This is a genomic window from Flavobacterium enshiense (genome assembly GCF_022836875.1).
Taxonomy (GTDB): domain Bacteria; phylum Bacteroidota; class Bacteroidia; order Flavobacteriales; family Flavobacteriaceae; genus Flavobacterium; species Flavobacterium enshiense_A.
On sequence record NZ_CP090376.1, the window covers coordinates 886,206 to 909,329 of the forward strand.

Sequence of the window (23,124 nt, forward strand, 5' to 3'; positions counted from 1 at the left end):
CCATGCATCCCGGAGAATGCATGAGGTTTATGTAAGTTATTATTTTTTAGCTTCTTCGATGTAAGAAATAGCTTGACCAACAGTAGCAATGTTTTCAGCTTGATCGTCTGGGATTTGAATATCAAATTCTTTTTCGAACTCCATGATAAGCTCAACAGTGTCTAATGAATCAGCTCCTAAGTCGTTTGTGAAGCTAGCTTCAGTTACAACTTCATTTTCGTCAACACCTAATTTGTCTACGATAATCGCTTTTACTCTTGATGCAATGTCTGACATAATCTTTGATTTTAAATTTAAATTGTTGGCAAAAATAAAAAACTTTATTTTAAAACAACGGTTTACTGAAAAAATGTGACTACGAAATTAAAAAAATAATTTTATAAAGTCTCTTAATTTTTATTTATTATCGTTTATAATTCTTTTTTTTGCAGTGTGAAAACGATGGTTTTCCTTCTATTTAAATGTAAAGGGTCAGATGAAAAAAATAGTGATTTTTGCTTCCGGTTCGGGTTCGAATGCCGAAAATATCATACTGCATTTCAAAAATAACCAGAAGGCTGATGTGGTTGCGGTATTAACGAACAATCCAAAGGCTAAAGTTATAGAGCGTGCTGAGAACCATGGTGTTTCTGCAATTGTTTTTGATAAAACAGAGTTGGCTGACGGGTTGGTTTCGCGAAAGGTCAACGAGTTGCAGCCGGATCTGATTGTGTTGGCAGGATTCCTTCTGATGTTTCCTAACGAGATTATCGAAAACTATCCGGATAGAGTCATCAATATCCACCCTGCCTTATTGCCAAAATATGGTGGAAAAGGGATGTACGGCATGAAAGTACATCAAACGGTTTTGGACAATAAGGATGCAGAAACCGGTATCACAATTCATTATGTCAATGAAAAATATGACGAGGGAGCTATAATTTTTCAGGCAACTACTTCAATTGAGGGTTGTACAGCGCCAGAAGAAATCGCCGAAAAAGTACATGAATTGGAGTACAAGCATTTCCCTGAAGTAATCGAAAAACTCCTGACTCATTAATCAAAAGTATTGAAATCCTACGAAGTACATATTTATACCGATGGCGCGTCCAAGGGAAATCCAGGGCCTGCCGGTTACGGTGTGATCATGGAAATGGTAGGGACTCCTTATAAAAAAGAATTTTACGAAGGTTTCCGGTTGTCGACCAATAACAGGATGGAATTACTGGCTGTTATTGTGGGTATGGAAAAGTTAAAAAAGCAGGGGACGACCGTTTTAATAACCTCGGATTCTAAGTATGTTGTAGATTCAGTCCAGAAAGGTTGGGTTTTCGGTTGGGAGAAGAAAAATTTCGCAGGAAAGAAAAATCCTGATTTATGGATGCGTTTTCTTAAAATTTACCGCAAGCACCAGGTTGATTTCCGATGGATCAAAGGGCATAGCAGTCATCCTCAAAATGAGCGTTGCGATGCTTTGGCAGTTATGGCTTCACAACAGGAGAAGCTCTCAGTTGATTTTTTTTATGAAAAAGAAGAAGGTCAATTGCTTTGATTTTTATAACTTTAAGGGATGAAATGGTCCCTGTCATATCTATTTTACTCGCTTTTTTTTCTTTTGATGGGTTTTTGTGTCCATTCACAGAAAAAAACGGAACTTGCCCTTGATAAAGAGGGTATAAAGATTTATTTGACCAAATTTGACACCACTGCTTTTAGGGAATACAAGGCTGTTATGACGGTTCATGCCAACATTGATACCGTTGCAAAACAGCTTATCGATGTGAAAAGTCTTCAGAAATGGAATTACAAAAACCGTCACAGTGAGCTTGTTAAAAAGGTTTCGGATTCCAGTTGGATATTTTATGTAGTGCATCATTTGGGGTGGCCAATACAGGAACGGGATAATGTTTCCCGGTATACTTTGATAAAAAAAGGGAATGAACAAATCATTACCATAACCCCTGATAATAAACTGTTAAAAGTAAAAGAAGGGCGTGTCCGATTAACTAATTTTAAGGGTTTTTGGTATTTAAAACGGATTGATGCCAAACAAACACTGGTGATTCAGCAGGTATATGGAGATCCGGGTGGGATGATTCCGGCCTTTATGGTTAATGCGGTGGTAACTAAAGGTCCGTTCGATTCTTTTAAGGCTCTTCGGCGACACGTTGAAAATCTTAACAAAAAATAGGCTTTTTAGAACGAAAACTATGTTGTACATTTGCTCTTTCAAAAGTTAGGATCATTTTATGAATAAATTATTGATTGTAGGGACGGTAGCGTTTGATGCCATTGAAACACCTTTCGGGAAAACCGACAAAATCTTAGGTGGGGCAGGAACTTACATCGGACTTTCAGCTTCTCATTTCAACCTGAAATCAGCCATTGTTTCCGTAGTAGGAGACGATTTTCCACAAGAATATTTAGATTTATTAAAAGCCAAAAACATTGATATTTCAGGTCTTGAAGTAGTTCAGGGCGGAAAAACATTCTTCTGGAGCGGTCGCTACCACAACGATTTGAATTCCAGAGATACTTTGGATACGCAATTGAATGTGTTGGCCGATTTTCAGCCGAAAGTTCCGGCCGATTTCAAGAACGCCGATGTGGTAATGCTTGGGAATTTACACCCATTGGTTCAAAGCAGTGTTTTGGATCAGATGGAATCGAGACCAAAATTAGTGGTTTTGGATACCATGAATTTCTGGATGGATTGTGCACTACCGGAATTGTTGGACGTAATCAAACGCGTAGACGTGATTACAATCAACGATGAAGAGGCACGTCAGTTGTCCGGAGAGTATTCATTGGTGAAAGCAGCTGCTAAGATTCATGAAATGGGGCCGAAATACGTGGTAATCAAAAAAGGAGAACACGGGGCTTTACTTTTCAATAGCGACAAAGTGTTTTTTGCACCGGCATTGCCTTTGGAAGAAGTGTTTGACCCTACAGGAGCCGGTGATACATTCGCAGGAGGTTTCGCAGGGTTTATCACACAAAGCGAAAACATTTCGTTTGACAACATGAAAAATGCCATTATTTACGGTTCTAATTTAGCCTCCTTCTGTGTGGAAAAATTTGGAACGGAAAGAATGGAAAAGTTACAGAAAGAGGAGGTTTCGGCTCGTTTACGACAGTTTAAGGCCTTAACACAATTTGATATTGCGCTGGAAAACTAGCACTTACATACGAGCCTCGGAAACGGGGCTCTTTTGATTAATAAACAACACAACACACAATAATTATGAGCGACGCTTTAAAACACGAGTGTGGCATTGCACTTTTAAGATTGAAAAAGCCATTGGAATTCTACAAAGAAAAATATGGCACCGCTTTTTACGGGGTACAGAAAATGTACCTTTTAATGGAAAAACAACACAATCGTGGTCAGGACGGAGCAGGTCTTGCCAGTATTAAACTGGATATGGAACCCGGAGAACGCTACATCAGCCGTGTGCGTTCCAATCAGGCGCAGCCTATTCAGGATATTTTCGCACAAATTAATCAGCGTATCAATGAAGAGTTGAAACAGAATCCTGAATACCAGGATAATGTTGCGCTTCAGAAAGAGAACGTTCCCTATATTGGCGAATTGTTTTTAGGGCACGTTCGTTACGGGACTTTCGGTAAAAACAGCATAGAAAGTGTACACCCGTTTTTGCGTCAGAACAACTGGATGCACCGTAATCTGATTGTGGCCGGAAACTTCAATATGACTAACGTTAAAGAGCTTTTCCAGGATTTGGTACGTTTAGGTCAGCATCCGAAAGAAATGGCAGATACCGTTACGGTAATGGAGAAAATTGGCCATTTCCTTGATGATGAAGTTGATGAATTGTATAAGGATTGTAAAAACGAAGGTTTAAGTAAAAGAGAAGCTTCTCCGGTTATTGCTGAGAGATTGGATGTAGGAAGAATTTTAAGAAGAGCTTCCAAAAACTGGGATGGTGGTTATGCCATGGCTGGATTATTAGGTCACGGAGACGCTTTTGTAACACGTGATCCGGCTGGAATCCGTCCGGCTTTCTACTATCAGGATGATGAAATCGTAGTAGTAGCTTCGGAAAGACCGGTTATCCAAACCGTTTTCAATGTTCCTTTCGAATCCATTCAGGAAATCACACCGGGACATGCTATTATCGTTAAAAAAGACGGTCGTGTAATCGACGAACAAATTCGCGAAGCCTTACCGTTGAAAGCCTGTTCTTTTGAAAGAATCTATTTCTCCCGAGGAAGTGATGCCGAAATTTATCAGGAGCGTAAGGATTTAGGTAAATTAATCATGCCGGCGGTTTTAGAAGCCGTTGAAAATGATACGGACAATACTGTATTTTCTTACATTCCGAATACGGCAGAAACTTCGTTCTACGGAATGGTTGAGGCAGCCAATGATTTCCTTAACCAACGTAAGATCAACGATATTTTAGCGAATAAAGAGTCGCTTTCGGCTGAAAAATTACAGAAAATTTTATCAGTGAAATTGCGCTCGGAAAAAATCGCCATTAAAGACGTAAAACTGAGAACGTTCATTACGGAAGACAGTAGCCGCGATGATATGGTGGCACACGTGTATGACGTAACGTACGGCGTAGTGAAACCAACAGATAATCTTGTTATTATCGATGACAGTATAGTTCGTGGAACTACCTTGCAGAAAAGTATCATCAAAATGATGGACCGATTACAGCCTAAGAAATTAGTGATTGTTTCTTCGGCGCCGCAAATCCGTTATCCGGACTGTTACGGTATCGATATGGCAAAATTGGAAGGATTAGTTGCGTTTCGTGCGGCAATGGAATTGTTGAAAGAACGTAATTTAATGCATATTGTTGAAGACGTTTATAAGAAGTCTAAGGCGCAAGAGAATTTCCATGACAGTGAAGTGGTGAATTACGTGAAAGAAATTTACGATCCATTCACGGATCAGGAAATCTCCGATAAAATTGCGGAGATGCTAACGGAAAGTTCGGTAAAAACAGAAGTGAAAATTATCTTCCAGACGGTTGAAAATTTACATACTGCTTGTCCTAAAAATTTAGGAGACTGGTATTTTACAGGAAATTATCCTACAGATGGCGGTAATCGCGTGGTAAATCGTGCCTTCATGAACTACTATGAAGGTAAAGACGCTCGCGCTTACTAAAAATCTTACAAAATTACCTTTCGTCGATTTTATGTGCGTTTCGTCAGTTTTTTTTGATAGATGAAGAGCATCGCGATACATTCGTACTACCATAGCATTAGTAGGTTAAGTTTATGGTAGATTTGGGGCAAAAAGGGTGGAAGCAATTCCACCTTTTTTATTTTGGTCAATTTTTATATTTAAAGAATATTTTTTTACTGATTGAAGGATTGCTGCTATCTGAAAATGTACTTCGTCGAAAAAAAATGTAGTATATCTGATTTATTTGAAAGGGAAATATAGTCGCCATAAATTCGTATCACCATAGCATTAGTAGGTTAAGTTTATGGTAGATTTGGGGCAAAAAGGGTGGAAGCAATTCCACCTTTTTATTTTTAGGAAAAATCGCGGAAATCCATAAAAAAAGAGAACCAATTGGTTCTCTTTTTGTTTATCAAAGTATTGTGAAATTCTTATTTCGCAGCTGCGTATCTTCTTGCAACTTCTGCCCAGTTAATTACGTTGAAAAAAGCCTCAATATAATCCGGTCTTCTGTTTTGGTAGTTTAAGTAGTATGCGTGCTCCCAAACGTCCATTCCTAAAATAGGCTGACCACCGCAAGGTACTCCCGGCATGATTGGATTGTCTTGGTTTGGCGTAGAACAAACCTCCAATTTACCGTCTTTCACACACAACCAAGCCCATCCTGAACCAAAACGGGTTGCTCCGGCTTTAGCAAATTCTGCTTTGAATTGTTCGAAAGAACCAAAAGCCGTGTTGATAGCCTCAGCTAACTCACCTGTAGGAAGGCCTCCGGCATTTGGAGCCATGATTTCCCAAAACATAGTGTGGTTGTAGTGTCCGCCACCGTTGTTACGAACTGCCATATTGTTCATGTCAAGATTTTTAAGGATATCCTCGATAGATTTTCCTTCTAAATCTGTTCCGGCAATAGCGGCATTTAAGTTGGTGATATAAGCGTTGTGGTGTTTTGAATGGTGGATTTCCATTGTTCTTGCATCAATATGAGGCTCCAAGGCGTCATATGCATATGGTAACTGTGGTAATTCGAATGCCATGATATTTTTATATTTAAAGATTAATAATTAAATGCATTCAAAAATATAAATTTATCTTCGTAAAAGAAAATAGTATTAGGCTATTCTTACAGTATCAAAACCAATAGAAGTCAAAATAATTTGGATAAAAAAGCTTTCACCATTTACGATGCCTCGGCCGGTTCCGGAAAAACCTATACGCTGGTAAAAGAGTATTTAAAAATTCTGATGTTGGCCAACACCAACGACGCCTATAAAAAAATCCTCGCCATCACTTTTACCAACAAAGCGGTGGAGGAAATGAAATCCCGTATAGTGAATTCGTTACATGAATTTTCCAAAGAGGATCCGAGTCCAAAAGCGCAGGATTTCATGAAAGATATAGCCTCGGAAACCAAACTTTCTCTGGCAACCATCAAAGGTAAATCGAAAGCGATAATCAAAAATATCATTCACAATTATGCGGCTTTTGATATTTCTACCATTGACAAATTTACTCATAAGGTTATCCGTGCTTTTGCACACGATTTAAATCTTCCCGTAACATTCGAAGTGTCACTGGAAACCGATTTACTTTTGCAGGAAGCTGTTGATGCGATTGTCGCTAAAGCAGGAGAAGACGAACTGTTAACTAAAATTTTGGTTGACTTCTCCGTGGATAAAACCGATAACGATAAGAGCTGGGATGTAACGCATGAATTGCTCGATGTGAGCCGACTTTTGGTCAACGAAAACAACCGTAACGAAATTTCGCATTTCCACGAAAAGACCATTGATGAATTTTTGATAATTCGGGAAAAACTGTCCGAGGCTATAAGAACATTAGAAAGTGAATGTGTGGCTTTGGCCGAAGAAGCGCTACAGTTGATAGAAAACAATAGCATTGATAAAGCATCGTTTTCACGCGGCACCTTCCCTAATCATTTGGGATATATTCAAAATGGTGAATTGAAAAGTTCGCATAAAAAGTTTTTTGAAGCTGAAGATATTCAGGTGAATAAAGCGGCAAAAGATAAAGCCATCATCGAAAGCATAGCGCCGGAACTGATTGCAATTCTGGCCAAAGTGTATAAAAATTACGAAAAGAAGAATTTCTACACTGCTTTTCAGAAAAACATCACACCCTTATCGCTGCTGAACTCGATTGCTCAGGAACTGGACACGATTCAGAAAGAGAAAAACATTTTGTCGATTTCAGAATTCAACGCGATTATTCATAACGAAATCCAGAATCAGCCCGCACCGTTTATTTACGAACGGTTGGGGGAACGATATAAACATTTCTTTATCGACGAATTCCAGGATACTTCCGAAATGCAGTGGCACAATCTGGTTCCGCTGATAGACAATGCGCTTTCCTCCGAAGATTTGTCTGGGACACAAGGCTCATTGATGATTGTGGGCGATCCGAAACAGTCTATTTACCGTTGGCGTGGCGGTAAAGCCGAACAGTTCATCAGTCTGAGTAAAGATGAAAATCCTTTTTCCAATCCGGATAAAGAACTGGTGCGATTGGGAAAAAATTACCGTAGTTTTTCCGAAGTGATTGAATTCAACAATGCGTTTTTTGCGATGCTGGCCGATGAATTTTCCAATGAGGATTATCAGGATTTGTACCGAAACAAAAGCAGTCAGGAAGTCAACAGCAAGCAAGGCGGTTATGTGAATATTTCTTTTATTCCGAAAGTGGAAAAAAATGGCGATACGGCTGATGAAGAAGCAGACGATAAAGAACAGTTGTATTTGAAAGCGACCTTAGCCACCATCGAAAAAGTGAAAGCGCAAGGGTTTCAGTATAGAGATGTTGTTTTACTTACGCGGAAGCGCTCATCGGGTATTGCGCTTGCCAATTATTTAACGGAAAACGATGTTCCGATTCTGTCTTCGGAAACCTTGCTGATTGATAATGCCACCGAAGTAAAACTGATTCTGAATGTACTTCGTTATCTGAAAAACAACAACGATAAGGAAGCTAAAGCGGCATTTTTATATTTCATCGCCAAAAATAAACAGGCCGAATTGCCGATTCATGACTTTATCGAAGTCGGGATGACCAAATTCTCGGAAGAAGCACTCGAGGATTGGTTAAAGGAATCCGGTATTTCCATTTCGTTCAAAAACTGCCGTAAAAAGTCGTTGTATGAAGCAGTGGAGATTATCATTTCGACCTTCATCAAGGAGAAAAGTACGGTCTCTTATGTGCAGTATTTCATGGATCTGGTTTTGGAACGCGATGTGCGTACTCAGGCCGGAGTTTCGGATTTTCTGGAGTATTGGGAAAACAACGGAGTCAAGTTCAGTATTCCTTCACCTGAAGGGAATGATGCGGTTAGGATTATGACCATCCACAAATCGAAAGGACTGGAATTTCCGGTTGTAATTTTTCCGTTTGCCGAAGAAGATTACGCCCGTTCACCACGAAATAAAATGTGGCTGGAATTGGAAGACGAAACGCTGAATATTCCGAAAGCTTTAGTGGATACCAAAAAAGAAGTAGCCGAATATGGTGAAAACGCCGCTCAGGTATATGAAGAGAAAAGTCAGGAAGAGCTTTTAGATAACATCAATGTGCTGTATGTGGCTTTGACAAGGGCCGAAGAACAATTGTACATTATTTCGAATAAAAACCTGACCAGTAAAGGCGAACTTACGAATAATATGTCGTCGTATTTTATCAAATACCTTGATTTTAAAGGGGTGTACGATGATAGTAAAATGGAATTTGAATTTGGTGACAGCAATAGGTTGTCGGCAGTCAGAGACGAAAAGGAAAAGCAGCCTGTGATTGAAATCGTCAATGAGGTTTTTAATCCGAAAAAAATTAAAATTGCACAAAGGGAAGCCTTGATGTGGGGAACGGATAGGATGAAAGCGATCGAATTCGGAACAGTGGTTCATGAAATTTTATCGTTTGTAAGAACCAAAGACGATGTGGAGCTGTCCTTGATGAAGGCAGTCGAAAACGGATTAATCACAGAAAGCCAAAAACCGGAAGTACGGGAAATGGTTAGTCAGATCGTTAATCATCCGGAATTGCAACTGTTTTTTGAAGCCGATAAAAAAGTATACAATGAACAGAATATTATCAAGAAAGGAACGGCTACAATCAAACCGGACCGTGTTTCTGTAAAAGGCGATAAGGCCTATTTACTGGATTATAAAACGGGAACCCATCAGAAAAAATATGAACTCCAATTAGCTGAATACGAAAGTGCTTTGCAGGAGATGGGTTTTTCTATTGAGAAAAAAACGTTGGTGTACATAGGGGAAAAATTAGAAGTAGTACATTTGTAATCTTTGAAAAAAGGGTCAAAAAGGAAGAGATAAGGTTCAAATAATCAAAAAATAGAAATAAAACATAACAATATGTACGGAAAAATTAAAGAGCATTTGCAAAACGAACTGAATGCGATTCAGGAAAACGGATTGTATAAGAAAGAGCGCATCATAACCTCGCCTCAGGGTGCAGAAATTAAGATTTCAACTGGAGAGACGGTTTTGAATTTTTGTGCGAATAATTATTTAGGGTTATCGTCACACCCGGAAGTAGTTCAGGCAGCTAAGGATGCTTTGGATACGCATGGTTTCGGGATGTCATCGGTGCGTTTCATTTGCGGGACGCAGGATATTCATAAAACCCTGGAAAAAAAGATAGCCGATTTTTACGGAACAGAAGATACGATTTTGTACGCTGCAGCTTTTGATGCCAATGGAGGAGTATTCGAACCTTTGTTGGGCGAGGAAGATTGTATTATTTCGGACAGTTTAAACCATGCTTCCATTATTGATGGGGTGCGCTTGTGTAAAGCGGCTCGTTACCGTTATGAAAATAACAACATGGAAGATTTGGAAAAACAACTAATTCAGGCTAATGCCGAAGGACGTCGTTTCAAATTGATAGTTACTGACGGTGTGTTCTCTATGGACGGATTAGTAGCGCCATTGGATAAGATCTGTGACTTGGCTGACAAATATGATGCGATGGTCATGGTGGACGAATGCCATGCTGCCGGTTTCATCGGAGCTACAGGAAAAGGAACTCTTGAAGCTAAAGGTGTAATGGGACGTGTGGATATTATCACGGGGACTTTAGGAAAAGCCCTTGGTGGCGCCATGGGAGGTTATACGACAGCTAAGAAGGAAGTCATTGAAATTTTACGTCAGCGTTCCCGTCCGTATTTGTTTTCCAATTCGTTAGCGCCTTCTATTGTGGGAGCGTCGATTAAAGTTTTTGAGCTGTTGGAAAAAGATACTGCTTTACGCGATAAACTGGAATGGAACACCAACTACTTTAAAGACGGAATGAAGAAAGCCGGATTTGATATTATTGACGGTGATTCAGCTATTGTTCCGGTTATGTTGTACGATGCGAAATTATCGCAGGTAATGGCGGATGAACTGCTTAAAAAAGGAATTTATGTAATTGGGTTTTTCTTCCCAGTGGTGCCTAAAGATAAAGCCCGAATCCGTGTGCAATTATCAGCAGCTCACACACAAGAACATCTTGATAAGGCAATTAATGCATTTACAGAAGTTGGAAAAATGTTAAAAGTGATATAATATATAGCTTTTTTTTAGTAAGAAAATGTATTTTTTTTAACAAAACTCTTTGTAATTAATAATTAACCTATTATTTTTGTCCTGATTATAACGTATTGTAATTAAATAAAAAAAGTATGAAACATCTAAACAAATTATTTGTTGCTGCTCTTATGTTTGCGGGTTTAAACTCTCAGGCGCAGGATAGTAACAATCCTTGGGCGATCACATTCGGTGCGAACGCTATGGACGGCGGTAGAGTGAGTGCTGCTTCTAGCATAGAAGATCAGTTTTCTCAGTATTTTAATGCTAAAGATTATTGGAATATTATTCCTTCAATATCTTATGTTAACGTATCAAGACTTGTTGGAAACAATATCTCCTTTGGTATTACGGGATCAGTAAACAGAATTGATAAATTTGTTGGAGAGAGACCTACTATTCCTGGAGATTACCCTGTAACAAATCCTGGGGATTTGATGTACTACGGAATCGACGGTATTATCAAATACAGCTTCTTAAAAGGTTGGTTTGATCCGTATGTTCACGTTGGTGGAGGTTATACTTTCATGGGTGATGCTTCTGCAGGTACTGTGAATGGTGGTTTGGGGATGAACTTCTGGTTTACGGACCAAGTAGGTTTGACTTTACAATCAACATATAAACAATCATTCGACGATACAAGAACTCCTGATTATGATGTGGCTTCACACATGCAACATTTCTTGGGTCTTTCTTTCAAAATTGGAGGTAAAGATACTGACGGTGACGGAATCTATGATAAAGATGACGCTTGTCCGGAAGTTGCTGGTTTAAAAGAATTCCAAGGATGTCCTGATACTGATGCTGACGGAATCGCTGATAAAGACGATTCTTGTCCTGAAGTAGCTGGTCCAAAAGAATTAAACGGTTGTCCTGATACTGACGGTGACGGAATCGCTGATAAAGACGATGCTTGTCCTGAAGTAGCTGGTCCTGCTGCAATGAACGGTTGTCCTGATACTGACGGTGACGGTGTTGCTGATAACGTTGATAAGTGTGTTGACGTTAAAGGTCCTGCTGAAAACGCTGGTTGTCCTTGGCCAGATTCTGACAAAGACGGTGTAGCTGATAAAGATGACAAGTGTCCGGATGTAATGGGTACTGTAGCTAACAACGGATGTCCAGAGTTAAGCGAAGCGGTTATGAAATCGTTGAACGATTACGCTAAGACAATCTTGTTCGTAACCAATAAAGCTACGTTCCAACAAAGATCTTACGCTGTATTGAAAAACATCACTGCGATCTTGAAAGAATACCCAGAGGCTAAATTCTCTATCGAAGGTCACACTGATAGCGACGGTAATGACAAATACAACTTGAAGTTGTCTGAAGACAGAGCTGCTGCGGTTAAAAATTACTTAATCGAAAACGGTATCGCTGCTGATAGATTGTCATCTAAAGGTTTCGGTGAATCTAAACCAATCGATTCAAACAAAACTAAAGCTGGTAAAGCTAACAACAGACGTGTAGAAGTTAAATTAGTAAAATAATTTATTTCTTTACAAATAATGAAAACGCCTCGATTTATCGGGGCGTTTTTTTTATTTTTATGGCATGACACAATTTTCATTCCTTGATAAAGTAAGCCATGAGATAGTTTCTCAATTTGGAGATCGTCTTTCCGAAATAACCATAATACTACCAAACAAAAGGGCTCGTGTTTTTCTTTTAGAGTCATTAAAAAAGCAGTTGGATCAAACTGTTTTTGCTCCAGATATAATCAGTATTGAAGATTTTATACAGGATGTCGCCGGAATCCGAAGTGTCGACTCCATAGAGTTGCTTTTTGAGTTTTACGAGGTTTATCGTTCGGTAACGCCTTCAGAGAAGCAACAAGAATTCGAGTTATTTGCTAATTGGGGCAAAACCTTATTGCAGGATTTCAATGAAATCGACCGTTATTTACTAAAACCCAATCATGTTTTCTCTTATCTGAAAGATATTGAGGTGTTAAAACGTTGGGATTTGCAGCCGTCTCAAACTACTGTGCTAATCGATAATCATCTGGAATTCTGGAGCCACCTGCCGAAATATTATGAGACTTTATATCTTCATTTAAAAAATAGAGGGATTGGGTATCAGGGATTGATTTATCGCGAAGCTGTGGAAAACCTCCACTATTTCTCCGAATCATTGGGAAATAAACAGCTGGTCTTTGCCGGTTTCAATGCCCTGAATCAGGCGGAAGAAAAAATCATTCAGCAGTTACTGTTTAACGAACAGGCTAATATTTTTTGGGATATTGATGCGGCTTTCTTAAATGATGGACTGCATGATGCCGGTTTGTTCATCCGCAGGTTCAAAAAGGAATGGAAGCAGTTTGTCAATCAGCCGTTCGAATGGATTACTACCGAATTCAGTCAGCAGAAGAATATTCAAATCATTGGTACGCCGAAAACTATAGGTCAGGCAAAAATTGCGGGTAAGATTATTGAGGGAATTCAGGCCAATGGCGAAAGTCTGGACAAAACAGCACTTGTTCTTGGTGAGGAAAACCTGTTATTGCCGGCTTTATATGCACTTCCTAATACAGTGGAAAGTCTCAATATTACCATGGGATATGGCAGCAAGAACAACCCCGCACAAATTCTAATCAGCAAACTTTTTAAGTTGCATGCAAATGCACTGCAGCGTAGTGAAACAAGTTATACGTTTTACTACAAGGAAGTTTTAGATATACTCACTCATCCTCTGGTGGAGCCTTACAGTAATGCTTCTTCCGTTATTCGGATTATCAACCAAAATAATATTACGTTTCTTTCGCAGAAGAAATTCCTCGAGCTTAATCAGAATACATCTGAATTGTTTCAATTGTTATTTGAACGTTGGGATAATGATATTGTCACGGTTCTAAATCGATTGTCCTCAATAATTTTGAGTATAAAATCGTTTTTGGGTAATGATACCGAAGAAGAAAAGGTAACTAAAGCGTTCCTGTATTCGATTTTCAAAACCATTAATAAACTGATTAACTATCAGGAGAAATACGGTCAAATCGATTCGGTAGCGATGCTTCATTCCGTTTACAAGCAGATTATCGATTTAGCCGAAGTTTCCTTTGAAGGCGAACCGCTTTCAGGGCTTCAGATTATGGGGGTGTTGGAAAGCCGTGTTTTGGATTTTGACAATGTGATTATCACTTCTATGAATGAAGGTGTGTTCCCGGCCGGAAAATCGACGAATTCCTTTATTCCGTATGATGTGAAACGTGAATTGGGGCTGCCGACCTATAAAGAAAAAGACGCTATCTACTGCTATCACTTCTATCATCTGCTGTTGCGTGCCAAGAACATATATCTGTTGTACAATACAGAAAGTGAAGGATTGGATGCAGGGGAAAAAAGCCGTTTCATAACACAGCTTGAAATCGAAAAACAACCAAATCATATAATTACGCATCAGATTTACAATGCCTATTTGCCGGAGAAAGCCTATGAACCAATCGTGGTCCCGAAATCAAAACGCGTGATGGAACGCCTGAAGGAAATAGCTACCGGTAGAGGTTTTTCGCCTTCGGGTCTGACGAGTTACATTCGCAATCCAATACAATTTTACAATCAGCGTGTATTGCGGATTTCAGAAGTGGAAGAAGTGGAAGAAAACATTGCTTTGAATACGCTTGGGACTATCATTCACGGTGCGTTGGAGGAATTGTATACACCGTTTCTGAATCGTTTTCTGTCGGTTGAAATTATAAGCGAAATGCTTTCCAAAGCGAATGCTGAAGTCGAAAAACAATTCCGTGAAGTGTATAAGGAAGGAGAAATCAAAAAAGGGAAAAACCTACTGGCTTTTGAGGTGGCCAAACGCAATGTCTTCAATTTTTTAAACGAGGAAAAAAGACTGATTGAAAATGGTGATGCGGTTAAAGTACTGGCATTGGAAACTTCTTTAGAGCGAATTCTGGATGACAATCGATTACCTTATCCTGTAAAAATTGCCGGAAATGTTGACCGTATCGAGCAACGTAACGGTAAAATCAGAATAATCGATTACAAAACCGGAAAAGTAGAACTGAAAAGCGTTCAATTGAAAGATTGGGCAGGATTGACGGCGGACATTAAAAATGATAAGATCATCCAGTTGTTGTGTTATGCTTTTATGTTTGAAAAGCAAAAGAGCGGTATGGAAATGGAAGCCGGAATTATTTCCTTCAAAAATATGAAAGCAGGTTTTTTGCCTTTTGCCGTCAAGGAAGATAAAAACGCAGATGTCGTGATTGATGAGGCGGTTTTAGAGGATTTTAAAATCGAAGTAGTGAACTTAATCAATGAGATTCTCGATGCTGAAATTCCTTTTGAGGAGGAGTTGGAGTAAATTTTAACAACTAATTATGTAGCTGTTTTCTTTTAATTTTGGTTCTTTACAAAAAATAAATGATTAGGAAACTGTATAACATATTTGAGTTTTATAAAACCACATTGCCGGTGAATTTGGCTATCTCACTACTTCCTATACTGTTTTTAAGGTTTTATGAAGTATTTTTTCTATTCATTAGTTTCGGATTTGGAATTAGTCTTCTGTTTAAGGAATTAAAAAATAAAGAAGACTATTTGTTCTATCATAATAACGGACTGTCCAAAAAACAGTTGTTGTTTTATACTGTTATACTGAATCTTGTTTTTGGGGTGATACTATTTATACTTTGCTCTTTTTTGATATGAGGCATATTCTGGAAATTGACAGTGTTCAGAAATACTATCAGCATAAATTAGTAGTTTCTGATGTGTATCTCAAATGTGAAACCGGCGACATAATAGGATTGTTGGGAAGAAACGGTTCCGGAAAATCGACTTTGCTGAAAATCATTTTCGGAATTGTTCCGGCCGATTATAAATTTGTCCGCATCGACGGAAAACTGAAACGGAAAACCTCCGAGTTGCTGAAAGAAATCAGTTACTTGCCTCAGGATAATTTTATTCCGAAGCAATTTTCGGTTCAGAAAGCCATTCGGTTGTCCATTCCGAAAGAGAAATTGGATGCTTTTTGTAACGACGAAATGATTCAGTCGGTGCTGGATAAAAAAATCAGTCATCTGTCTGGTGGCGAATTACGTTACCTTGAAATAAAACTGATACTTTCAAATGATTCCAAATTTGTACTGCTTGATGAGCCATATAACGGTTTGTCACCTATCATAGCAGAAAAAGTGAATCAGTTAATCAGGGAAAATGCAAAACAAAAAGGTGTTATCATCACTGATCATAACTATCGAAATGTTATTGATGTATCCACAAAATTAATCCTGATGGAAAGTGGAAAAACACGTTCTCTAAATGATAAAGAGGAATTAATTGAACGAGGTTATTTGAGAGAAGGAATGCTTTAAACCGACTTGAAAAAATCTAATAAAACTTTTCCTAATTGGTCTCTATTTTCAATATGGCTCATGTGGCCGCCAGAGAAAGAAACTAATTGTACGTTTGTTCCTTCGATTTGTTCCAGGTTATCTTCATAAATCAGAACCGGATCTTTTTTGCCTAAAATCAGTAGTATGGGATAAGGGGCAAAATGCAGAATGACTTCGCGGTCTTTTCTTATTTTCATGCCTTCCGAAGCGGCTACGATGCCTTGGAGTGGTGTTTTTAATGCTTCGACTTTAACGTATTCGATTTCCTCAGTAAGTCTATCGCGGTTTTCTTCACTGAAAAGATTGGCAATCGCCATGCTGATAAATGCCGAATAATTCTGTTTTACTGCGATAATGGCGCGGTCGCGATTCAGTTTTCGTTCGTCGCTGTCGGCCCGGGAAGTCGAGTTCAAAAGCACAAGTCCTTTTACGTTGTCGGGATATAATTCTGCGAAAGCCAGTGAAACATAACCGCCCATGGAATGTCCTACAAAAAAGGCTTTTCGTATGCGCAATTCGTGCAAAACCGCATGAACCGCATCGGCCATATCTTCCATGGTGTGAACGTAGCCCATGCATTCAGTTTGTCCGTGACCCAGCAAATCTATTGTGATTACGCGATATTTTTTAGCGAATTCGGCAACATAAAAATCCCACATGGTTGCATTTTCCAAAAAACCATGAAGCAGAACTACAGCAGTTCCTTTTCCGCTTTCGGAATAAGCGATTTTGGTGTTTTTATGAATGATGAATTTACTCACGAGGGTATTATGCTTTTGCAGGCCAAAAATACTGTTTAGTTAGGAACAAACGAATTTTTTGTAATAAAAAAGAAACGGCTCACTTTCGTAAGCCGTCTTTCTTCTTTGTTCTATTTTCTATTCTGTGGATTACGAATTCATCAAAGTTTCAATCTCATCTGCTTCGATAGGAATGTTGCGCATTAGGTTGAAAGGTTCTCCTTTTTCCTGAATCACCACATCGTCTTCCAAACGTATTCCGAAACCTTCTGCTGGGATATAAATTCCGGGTTCTACCGTGAAGACCATGTTGGCTTGCATTGGTTCGTGTAATAAACCGTAGTCATGAGTGTCTAGTCCCATGTGGTGTGATGTACCATGCATGAAATATTTTTTGTAAGCCGGCCAATCCGGATTTTCGTTCTGCACATCGGCTTTATCGATTAATCCTAAACCTAGTAATTCTGAGGTCATTATTTTACCCACTTCAAGATGGTACTGTTTCCATAAAGCTCCCGGAACAAGCATTTTGGTAGCCTCGTTTTTCACACGTAAAACCGCATCGTAAACCGCTCTTTGTCTTTCTGTGAAACGTCCTGAAACCGGAATCGTTCTGGACAAGTCGCTGGAATAGTTCGCATATTCGGCACCAACATCCAAAAGCAATAAATCGCCGGCTTTACATTGCTGGTTGTTTTCTATATAATGTAAAACATTGGCATTTGCTCCCGAAGCGATAATTGGTGTATAGGCAAAACCTTTGGAACGGTTTCTTAGGAATTCGTGAGCCAGTTCCGCTTCGATTTCATATTCCATTACGTTGGGTTTCACAAACGATAATAATCTTCGGATTCCTTTTTCGGTAATGTTACAAGCGTTTTGGATTAAGTCGATTTCCTCGCTTTCTTTTATTGAGCGCAAACGTTGTAAAATCGGATTGGATTTTTCAATCTTGTGTGCCGGGTAATTTTCTTTCCACCATTTCACAAAACGGGCCTCGCGGGTTTCGGTTTCGATAGCAGCGCGGTAATGCTCGTTGGTGTTAATGTAAATGGTATCGGCATATGCCATGATTTCTTTCAGTGTTTTATGGAAATCCTGCAACCAGATCACTGTTTTTACTCCTGATACTTCAAAGGCGCGTTCTTTAGTTAACTTTTCACCTTCCCAAACGGCAATGTGTTCATTGGTTTCTTTTAAGAACAGGATTTCTTTTAAATGCTCGTAAGGAGCATCCGGAAAAAGTAAAAGGATGCTTTCTTCCTGGTCTACTCCGGATAAGTAAAAAATATCTCGGTGTTGTGCGAAAGGCAATGTGCTGTCGGCCGAAACAGGGTAGATGTCATTGGAATTAAAAACAGCAACACTGTTGGGTTTCATGTTTGCCGTGAATTTCTGTCTGTTTTTGACAAATAAATCACGGGATATCTGATGGTATTTCATATGTGTATTTTTATTGTTTTTTATTGATCATATGCAATTTGCATAACATTATTGATGTTTGCAGACAATTATGGTTATGCTCATTTCATAATGAAATGGTTTATAAAAATTACAAGAACCCAAATTTAGAAACTTTCGGGCCAAAAGATGTTAATCTGTAGAAAAAAATATGGAAAGAAGAAGGGGTGTTGTCATTTTAAATTCATTATAAATAAGCGGCAAACTTTTGCGGGTAAAGTGAAATACCCTTATTTTTGTTTGATTTTTTTAAAAACTATTATATTCAAACAAATACTATGGCAAAATCTGCGCTTTTAAAGTCGTCTATCGTAAAAAAATACTGGATGGCTCTTACGGGTTTATTTTTATGCTTGTTTTTGGCGGGTCACTTAGCTGGAAATCTTCAGTTGATTTTCGGAAATGCATCACAGTTTAATCAGTATGCATTATTCATGACTTCCAATCCGGCAGTAAAATTATTATCTTACGTAACGTACTTCTCTATCTTGTTTCACGCAGTTGACGGGTTTATGTTAACGTATCAAAACGTAAAAGCAAGACCAATCGGTTACGCAAAATCAAATCCTGCTGCAAGCAGCAGTTTTTCATCAAGAAACATGGCGGTTTTAGGAACGTTAATTTTAGTGTTCATCGTTACGCACATGGTTAACTTTTGGGCTGTGATGCATTTTGACAAAAACATGCCGTTAGTATCCAGAGAAGTTTCTGAGATGGGTATGAGTCAAAAAGTAGCTGTCGGTGTTTTGGGTTCGCAAGCACCTTATTTTCCTTTAGATGCTAAGGGTAAACTTAATGCAGAAGTTATAAGAAGAAATGAGTTGACTCAGAAAACGGTTACGACTGTTGTTGATAAAGACGGTTATGTTGTTTTCGAAGGACAGAAGGATTTGCATAAAATTACTTTTGCTTTCTTCCAAAATCCAAAAACAGGATTGATTGCAACTATTTTGTATGTATTGGCAATGGTAGTTTTAGCATTCCACTTATTACACGGATTCCAAAGTGCATTCCAATCGTTGGGTGTAAATAATAAATTTACTCCGGCTATCAAGTCTTTCGGAACCTTATTTGCAATCATCGTTCCTTTATTGTTTGCAATTATTCCGGTTTATATTCACTTTGTTAAATAATCAACATCAAAATATATGAAGTTAGATTCAAAAATACCTGATGGTCACATTTCAGAGAAATGGACTAATCATAAAAATAACCTTAAACTGGTTGCACCTAACAACAGACCAAAAATCGATATCATTATTGTAGGGACTGGTTTGGCAGGTGCTTCTGCAGCAGCTTCATTTGCTGAAATGGGGTACAACGTAAAAGCGTTTTGTTATCAGGATTCTCCTCGTCGTGCGCACTCTATTGCTGCTCAAGGGGGTATCAATGCTGCTAAAAATTATCAAAACGACGGTGACTCTATTTATCGTTTATTCTATGATACAATCAAAGGTGGTGACTACCGTGCACGTGAGGCAAACGTTCACCGTTTGGCTGAAGTTTCCGGAAACATCATTGACCAGTGTGTGGCTCAGGGTGTTCCGTTCGCTCGTGAATACGGCGGTATGTTAGATAACCGTTCTTTCGGTGGTACTCAGGTTCAACGTACATTCTACGCTGCAGGGCAAACAGGACAACAGTTGTTGCTTGGAGCTTATTCTGCACTTAACCGTCAAATCGGATTAGGACGTGTTGAAATGTACAACCGTCACGAAATGTTGGAATTGGTAAAAGTTGATGGAAAAGCCCGCGGTATCATTGCTCGTAACCTTATTACAGGTGAAATCGAAAGACATTCAGCTCACGCTGTGATTGTTGCAACAGGAGGATACGGAAACGTATATTTCCTTTCTACAAACGCAATGGGGTCAAATGTTACTGCTGCATGGAAAATCCACAGACAAGGAGCTTTGTTCGCTAATCCAGCTTACGTACAAATCCACCCAACATGTATTCCGGTTCACGGAACAAATCAGTCTAAGTTGACTTTGATGTCTGAGTCATTGCGTAACTCCGGACGTATTTGGGTTCCTAAGAAAAAAGAAGATGCTGAAGCAATCCGTGCTGGAAAATTGAAACCGGTACAAATTGCTGAAGGAGACAGAGATTATTTCTTAGAGAGAAGATACCCTGCATTTGGTAACCTTGTTCCTCGTGACGTTGCATCTCGTGCTGCTAAGGAGCGTTGTGATGCTGGTTTCGGAATCGAAGCTAACGATACTAACGAAGGTGTATATTTAGATTTCTCTACTGAAATTCAAAATAAAGGTAAGCAGGCGGCTTACGCAAAAGGGAACCACAACCCATCTGCTGCAGAAATTACTGCTTTAGGTAAACAATGGTTAGAAGAGAAATACGGTAACTTGTTTACAATGTACCAAAAAATCACTGACGAGAATCCGTATGAGACTCCGATGAAGATTTACCCTGCTGTTCACTATACTATGGGGGGTGTTTGGGTTGATTACAACTTACAGTCTACAATCCCTGGATGTTTCGTAGCAGGAGAAGCTAACTTCTCTGATCACGGAGCTAACCGTTTGGGAGCTTCTGCGTTGATGCAAGGTTTGGCTGATGGTTATTTCGTATTGCCTTACACGGTTTCTAACTATTTGGCAGACGATATCCGTACAGGAAAAATTTCTACAGATTTGCCAGAGTTTGTTGAAGCTGAAAACCGTGTGAAAGATCAAATCAACAGTTTCATAAACAATAAAGGAACTAAGTCTGTAGACCACTTCCACAAGCGTTTAGGAAACATCATGTGGAATAAAGTTGGTATGGGTCGTAACGAGAATGGTCTGACAGAAGCTATTTCTGAAATCGCTGCTTTAAAAGAAGAATTCTACAAAAATGTTTACGTTCCGGGAAGCAACGATGAATTAAATCCTGAGTTGGAAAAAGCACTTCGCGTTGCCGACTTCATCGAATTGGGTCAGTTGATGGCTATGGATGCTTTACAGCGTAAAGAATCTTGTGGTGGTCACTTCCGTGAGGAGTATCAGGATTCAGAAGGAGAAACTCTTCGTGATGATGTTAACTTCTCATTTGTTGGAGCATGGGAATACCAAGGTTCAGATATCAATAAAGAAGTATTACACAAAGAAGATTTGAAATACGATTTTATCAAAATTGCAGCTAGAAATTATAAATAATAGTTGAAAAGCAAAAAGAAAAGATTATGGCTTCTAAAAAGAACATCAATATAAACCTTAAAATTTGGCGTCAGAAAAACGCTAAAGCCAAAGGTAGTATGGAAACATACAAACTGGATAACGTTTCTACAGACAGTTCATTCCTGGAAATGTTAGACCAATTGAACGAAGAATTGATCAACAAACAAATCGAGCCGGTAGCTTTCGATCACGACTGTCGTGAAGGAATTTGCGGTATGTGTTCGTTATACATCAACGGACGTGCTCACGGACCGGATACAGGAATCACAACTTGTCAGCTTCACATGCGTATGTTCAATGACGGAGATACGATTTTCGTTGAGCCATGGAGAAGTAAAGCTTTCCCTGTAATCAAGGATTTGGTTGTAGACAGAACTTCTTTCGAGAGAATCCAACAGGCTGGAGGTTTCGTTTCGGTAAACACTTCCGGAAACACAATTGACGCGAATGCGACTCCGGTTCCGAAACACGATGCAGATAAAGCGTTCGAAGCAGCAGCTTGTATTGGTTGTGGAGCGTGTGTAGCTACATGTAAAAATGGTTCGGCTATGCTATTCGTTGGGGCAAAAGTGTCTCAGTTCGCTTTATTGCCGCAAGGAAAAGTGGAAGCAACTCAGCGTGTATTAAACATGGTACGTCAGATGGACGAAGAAGGATTCGGTAACTGTACCAATACTGGTGCATGCGAAATCGAATGTCCGAAAGGAATTTCTTTGGAAAACATCGCTCGTATGAACCGTGAGTTCCTTAAAGCAAGTTTGAAATAAACTTTATTCATAAATTTTAAAAAACGCATCCAGCATTGTTGGATGCGTTTTTTGTTTTTACTATTTTTAACAAAAAGTTCGGCTATGCAAATTTCTATCATACAGGCACCTCTTTTTTGGGAAAACCCAGAAGCTAATCGTAATTATTTTGCGGCCAAGATTCAGAATATCCCCGAAGAAACTTTATTGGTGGTCTTACCGGAAATGTTTACTTCTGGATTTACTATGAATCCGCATGAAGTGGCCGAGGATATGAATGGTGCTACTGTGCAATGGATGAAATCGACTGCCTCAAGCAGAAATATAGCCTTAACCGGCAGTGTCATCATCCGGGAAGATGATAATTATTATAACCGTTTGTTGTTTGTATTCCCGACAGGTGAAGTGGAATACTATGACAAGCGTCATTTGTTCTCCTTTGCGGGTGAAGATAAGATATATAAAAAAGGAATCGAAAAAAAAATCATCAATTATCTTGGATGGCGCATTTGTCCTTTGATATGTTATGATTTGCGTTTTCCCGTGTTTTCTCGCATTAATGACGATTATGATTTGCTGATTTATGTTGCCAATTGGCCTCAGGCGAGGATAGGTGCCTGGGATACGTTGCTTAAGGCGCGCGCCATTGAAAACATGAGCTATGTGGTAGGGGTAAACCGCGTTGGTGAAGATGATAATGATAATAATTATCCGGGACATTCTCAGATTCTTGATTATCTGGGAACGTTTTTGATTGAACCTTCTGAAAAAGAAATGGTCTATTCTGTACGATTGGATAAAGAACTAATGCTGGCTAACCGCAATAGGTTAGGGTTTTTACGAGACAGAGATTCCTTTACTTTGACAGAATAAAGGTTTGTTTTGATGCAAATGTGTCCCTTATTCTG

General features: G+C 39.1%; 18 protein-coding genes. 14 read left to right on the plus strand and 4 right to left on the minus strand.

All coding sequences use genetic code 11. The annotated features are described in order from the left end of the window. Nucleotides 1–39: 39 nt before the first annotated feature. Nucleotides 40–276: an acyl carrier protein gene (locus tag LZF87_RS04005; RefSeq protein ID WP_007137004.1), complete on the minus strand. Its 237-nt coding sequence runs from the start codon at nucleotides 274–276 to the stop codon at nucleotides 40–42. 199 nt (nucleotides 277–475) lie between these two features. Between LZF87_RS04005 and LZF87_RS04010 the strand changes: the two genes are divergently transcribed. From LZF87_RS04010 to LZF87_RS04030, 5 genes are all read left to right on the plus strand, one after another. Next, the gene (locus LZF87_RS04010; protein WP_244341959.1) at nucleotides 476–1,039 is read left to right on the plus strand and encodes a phosphoribosylglycinamide formyltransferase; all 564 of its coding nucleotides are present in this window, start codon (nucleotides 476–478) and stop codon (nucleotides 1,037–1,039) included. A gap of 9 nt (nucleotides 1,040–1,048) precedes the next feature. Further along, on the plus strand, nucleotides 1,049–1,531 hold the full coding sequence (locus LZF87_RS04015) for a ribonuclease HI (RefSeq protein WP_244341960.1): 483 nt from the start codon (nucleotides 1,049–1,051) through the stop codon (nucleotides 1,529–1,531). Nucleotides 1,532–1,597: 66 nt separating this feature from the next. Beyond that, entirely contained in the window at nucleotides 1,598–2,170 is a 573-nt protein-coding gene (locus LZF87_RS04020) for an START domain-containing protein (RefSeq protein ID WP_262917911.1), read from the plus strand. A gap of 58 nt (nucleotides 2,171–2,228) precedes the next feature. Continuing rightward, entirely contained in the window at nucleotides 2,229–3,158 is a 930-nt protein-coding gene (locus LZF87_RS04025; RefSeq protein WP_244341962.1) for a PfkB family carbohydrate kinase, read from the plus strand. A 65-nt stretch (nucleotides 3,159–3,223) separates the two neighbouring features. After that, the gene (locus LZF87_RS04030) at nucleotides 3,224–5,122 is read left to right on the plus strand and encodes an amidophosphoribosyltransferase (RefSeq protein ID WP_244341963.1); all 1,899 of its coding nucleotides are present in this window, start codon (nucleotides 3,224–3,226) and stop codon (nucleotides 5,120–5,122) included. 452 nt (nucleotides 5,123–5,574) lie between these two features. Here LZF87_RS04030 and LZF87_RS04035 read toward each other — a convergent pair whose 3' ends face one another. Next, entirely contained in the window at nucleotides 5,575–6,180 is a 606-nt protein-coding gene (locus LZF87_RS04035) for a superoxide dismutase (RefSeq protein ID WP_244341964.1), read from the minus strand. A gap of 120 nt (nucleotides 6,181–6,300) precedes the next feature. On the opposite strand from LZF87_RS04035, the gene LZF87_RS04040 reads away from it, so the two are divergent. The 5 genes from LZF87_RS04040 (at nucleotide 6,301) to LZF87_RS04060 (ending at nucleotide 16,069) form a co-directional block, all read left to right on the plus strand. After that, a complete protein-coding gene (locus LZF87_RS04040) occupies nucleotides 6,301–9,453 on the plus strand; it encodes a UvrD-helicase domain-containing protein (protein WP_244341965.1) in 3,153 nt (1,050 codons plus the stop codon). A gap of 72 nt (nucleotides 9,454–9,525) precedes the next feature. Further along, entirely contained in the window at nucleotides 9,526–10,719 is a 1,194-nt protein-coding gene (gene kbl / locus LZF87_RS04045; RefSeq protein WP_244341966.1) for a glycine C-acetyltransferase, read from the plus strand. Between the two features lie 116 nt (nucleotides 10,720–10,835). Next, a complete protein-coding gene (locus LZF87_RS04050) occupies nucleotides 10,836–12,230 on the plus strand; it encodes an OmpA family protein (protein ID WP_244341967.1) in 1,395 nt (464 codons plus the stop codon). Between the two features lie 64 nt (nucleotides 12,231–12,294). Continuing rightward, nucleotides 12,295–15,057, plus strand: coding sequence for a PD-(D/E)XK nuclease family protein (locus LZF87_RS04055; protein ID WP_244341968.1), 2,763 nt, complete (start codon nucleotides 12,295–12,297; stop codon nucleotides 15,055–15,057). 343 nt (nucleotides 15,058–15,400) lie between these two features. Next, complete coding sequence (locus LZF87_RS04060; RefSeq protein WP_244341969.1) at nucleotides 15,401–16,069, plus strand: ATP-binding cassette domain-containing protein; 669 nt, start codon at nucleotides 15,401–15,403, stop codon at nucleotides 16,067–16,069. Here the strand turns inward: LZF87_RS04060 and LZF87_RS04065 are convergent. Together LZF87_RS04065 and LZF87_RS04070 are read right to left on the minus strand one after the other, a co-directional pair. Beyond that, nucleotides 16,066–16,851: an alpha/beta fold hydrolase gene (locus LZF87_RS04065; RefSeq protein WP_244341970.1), complete on the minus strand. Its 786-nt coding sequence runs from the start codon at nucleotides 16,849–16,851 to the stop codon at nucleotides 16,066–16,068. The genes LZF87_RS04060 and LZF87_RS04065 overlap by 4 nt on opposite strands. 129 nt (nucleotides 16,852–16,980) lie before the next feature. Then, nucleotides 16,981–18,273 (minus strand): aminopeptidase P family protein, encoded by a 1,293-nt coding sequence (locus LZF87_RS04070; protein ID WP_244341971.1) that lies wholly within the window; start codon nucleotides 18,271–18,273, stop codon nucleotides 16,981–16,983. 296 nt (nucleotides 18,274–18,569) lie between these two features. Here LZF87_RS04070 and LZF87_RS04075 point away from each other — a divergent pair, with 296 nt between their 5' ends. The 4 genes from LZF87_RS04075 (at nucleotide 18,570) to LZF87_RS04090 (ending at nucleotide 23,089) form a co-directional block, all read left to right on the plus strand. Then, nucleotides 18,570–19,424, plus strand: a complete 855-nt coding sequence (locus LZF87_RS04075) for a succinate dehydrogenase cytochrome b subunit (RefSeq protein WP_244341972.1) — start codon at nucleotides 18,570–18,572, stop codon at nucleotides 19,422–19,424. 15 nt (nucleotides 19,425–19,439) lie between these two features. Beyond that, on the plus strand, nucleotides 19,440–21,449 hold the full coding sequence (locus LZF87_RS04080; RefSeq protein WP_244341973.1) for a fumarate reductase/succinate dehydrogenase flavoprotein subunit: 2,010 nt from the start codon (nucleotides 19,440–19,442) through the stop codon (nucleotides 21,447–21,449). A gap of 26 nt (nucleotides 21,450–21,475) precedes the next feature. Continuing rightward, nucleotides 21,476–22,237, plus strand: a complete 762-nt coding sequence (locus tag LZF87_RS04085; protein ID WP_244341974.1) for a succinate dehydrogenase/fumarate reductase iron-sulfur subunit — start codon at nucleotides 21,476–21,478, stop codon at nucleotides 22,235–22,237. Nucleotides 22,238–22,321: 84 nt separating this feature from the next. Further along, nucleotides 22,322–23,089 (plus strand): amidohydrolase, encoded by a 768-nt coding sequence (locus LZF87_RS04090; protein ID WP_244341975.1) that lies wholly within the window; start codon nucleotides 22,322–22,324, stop codon nucleotides 23,087–23,089. The last annotated feature ends 35 nt before the right edge of the window (nucleotides 23,090–23,124 follow it).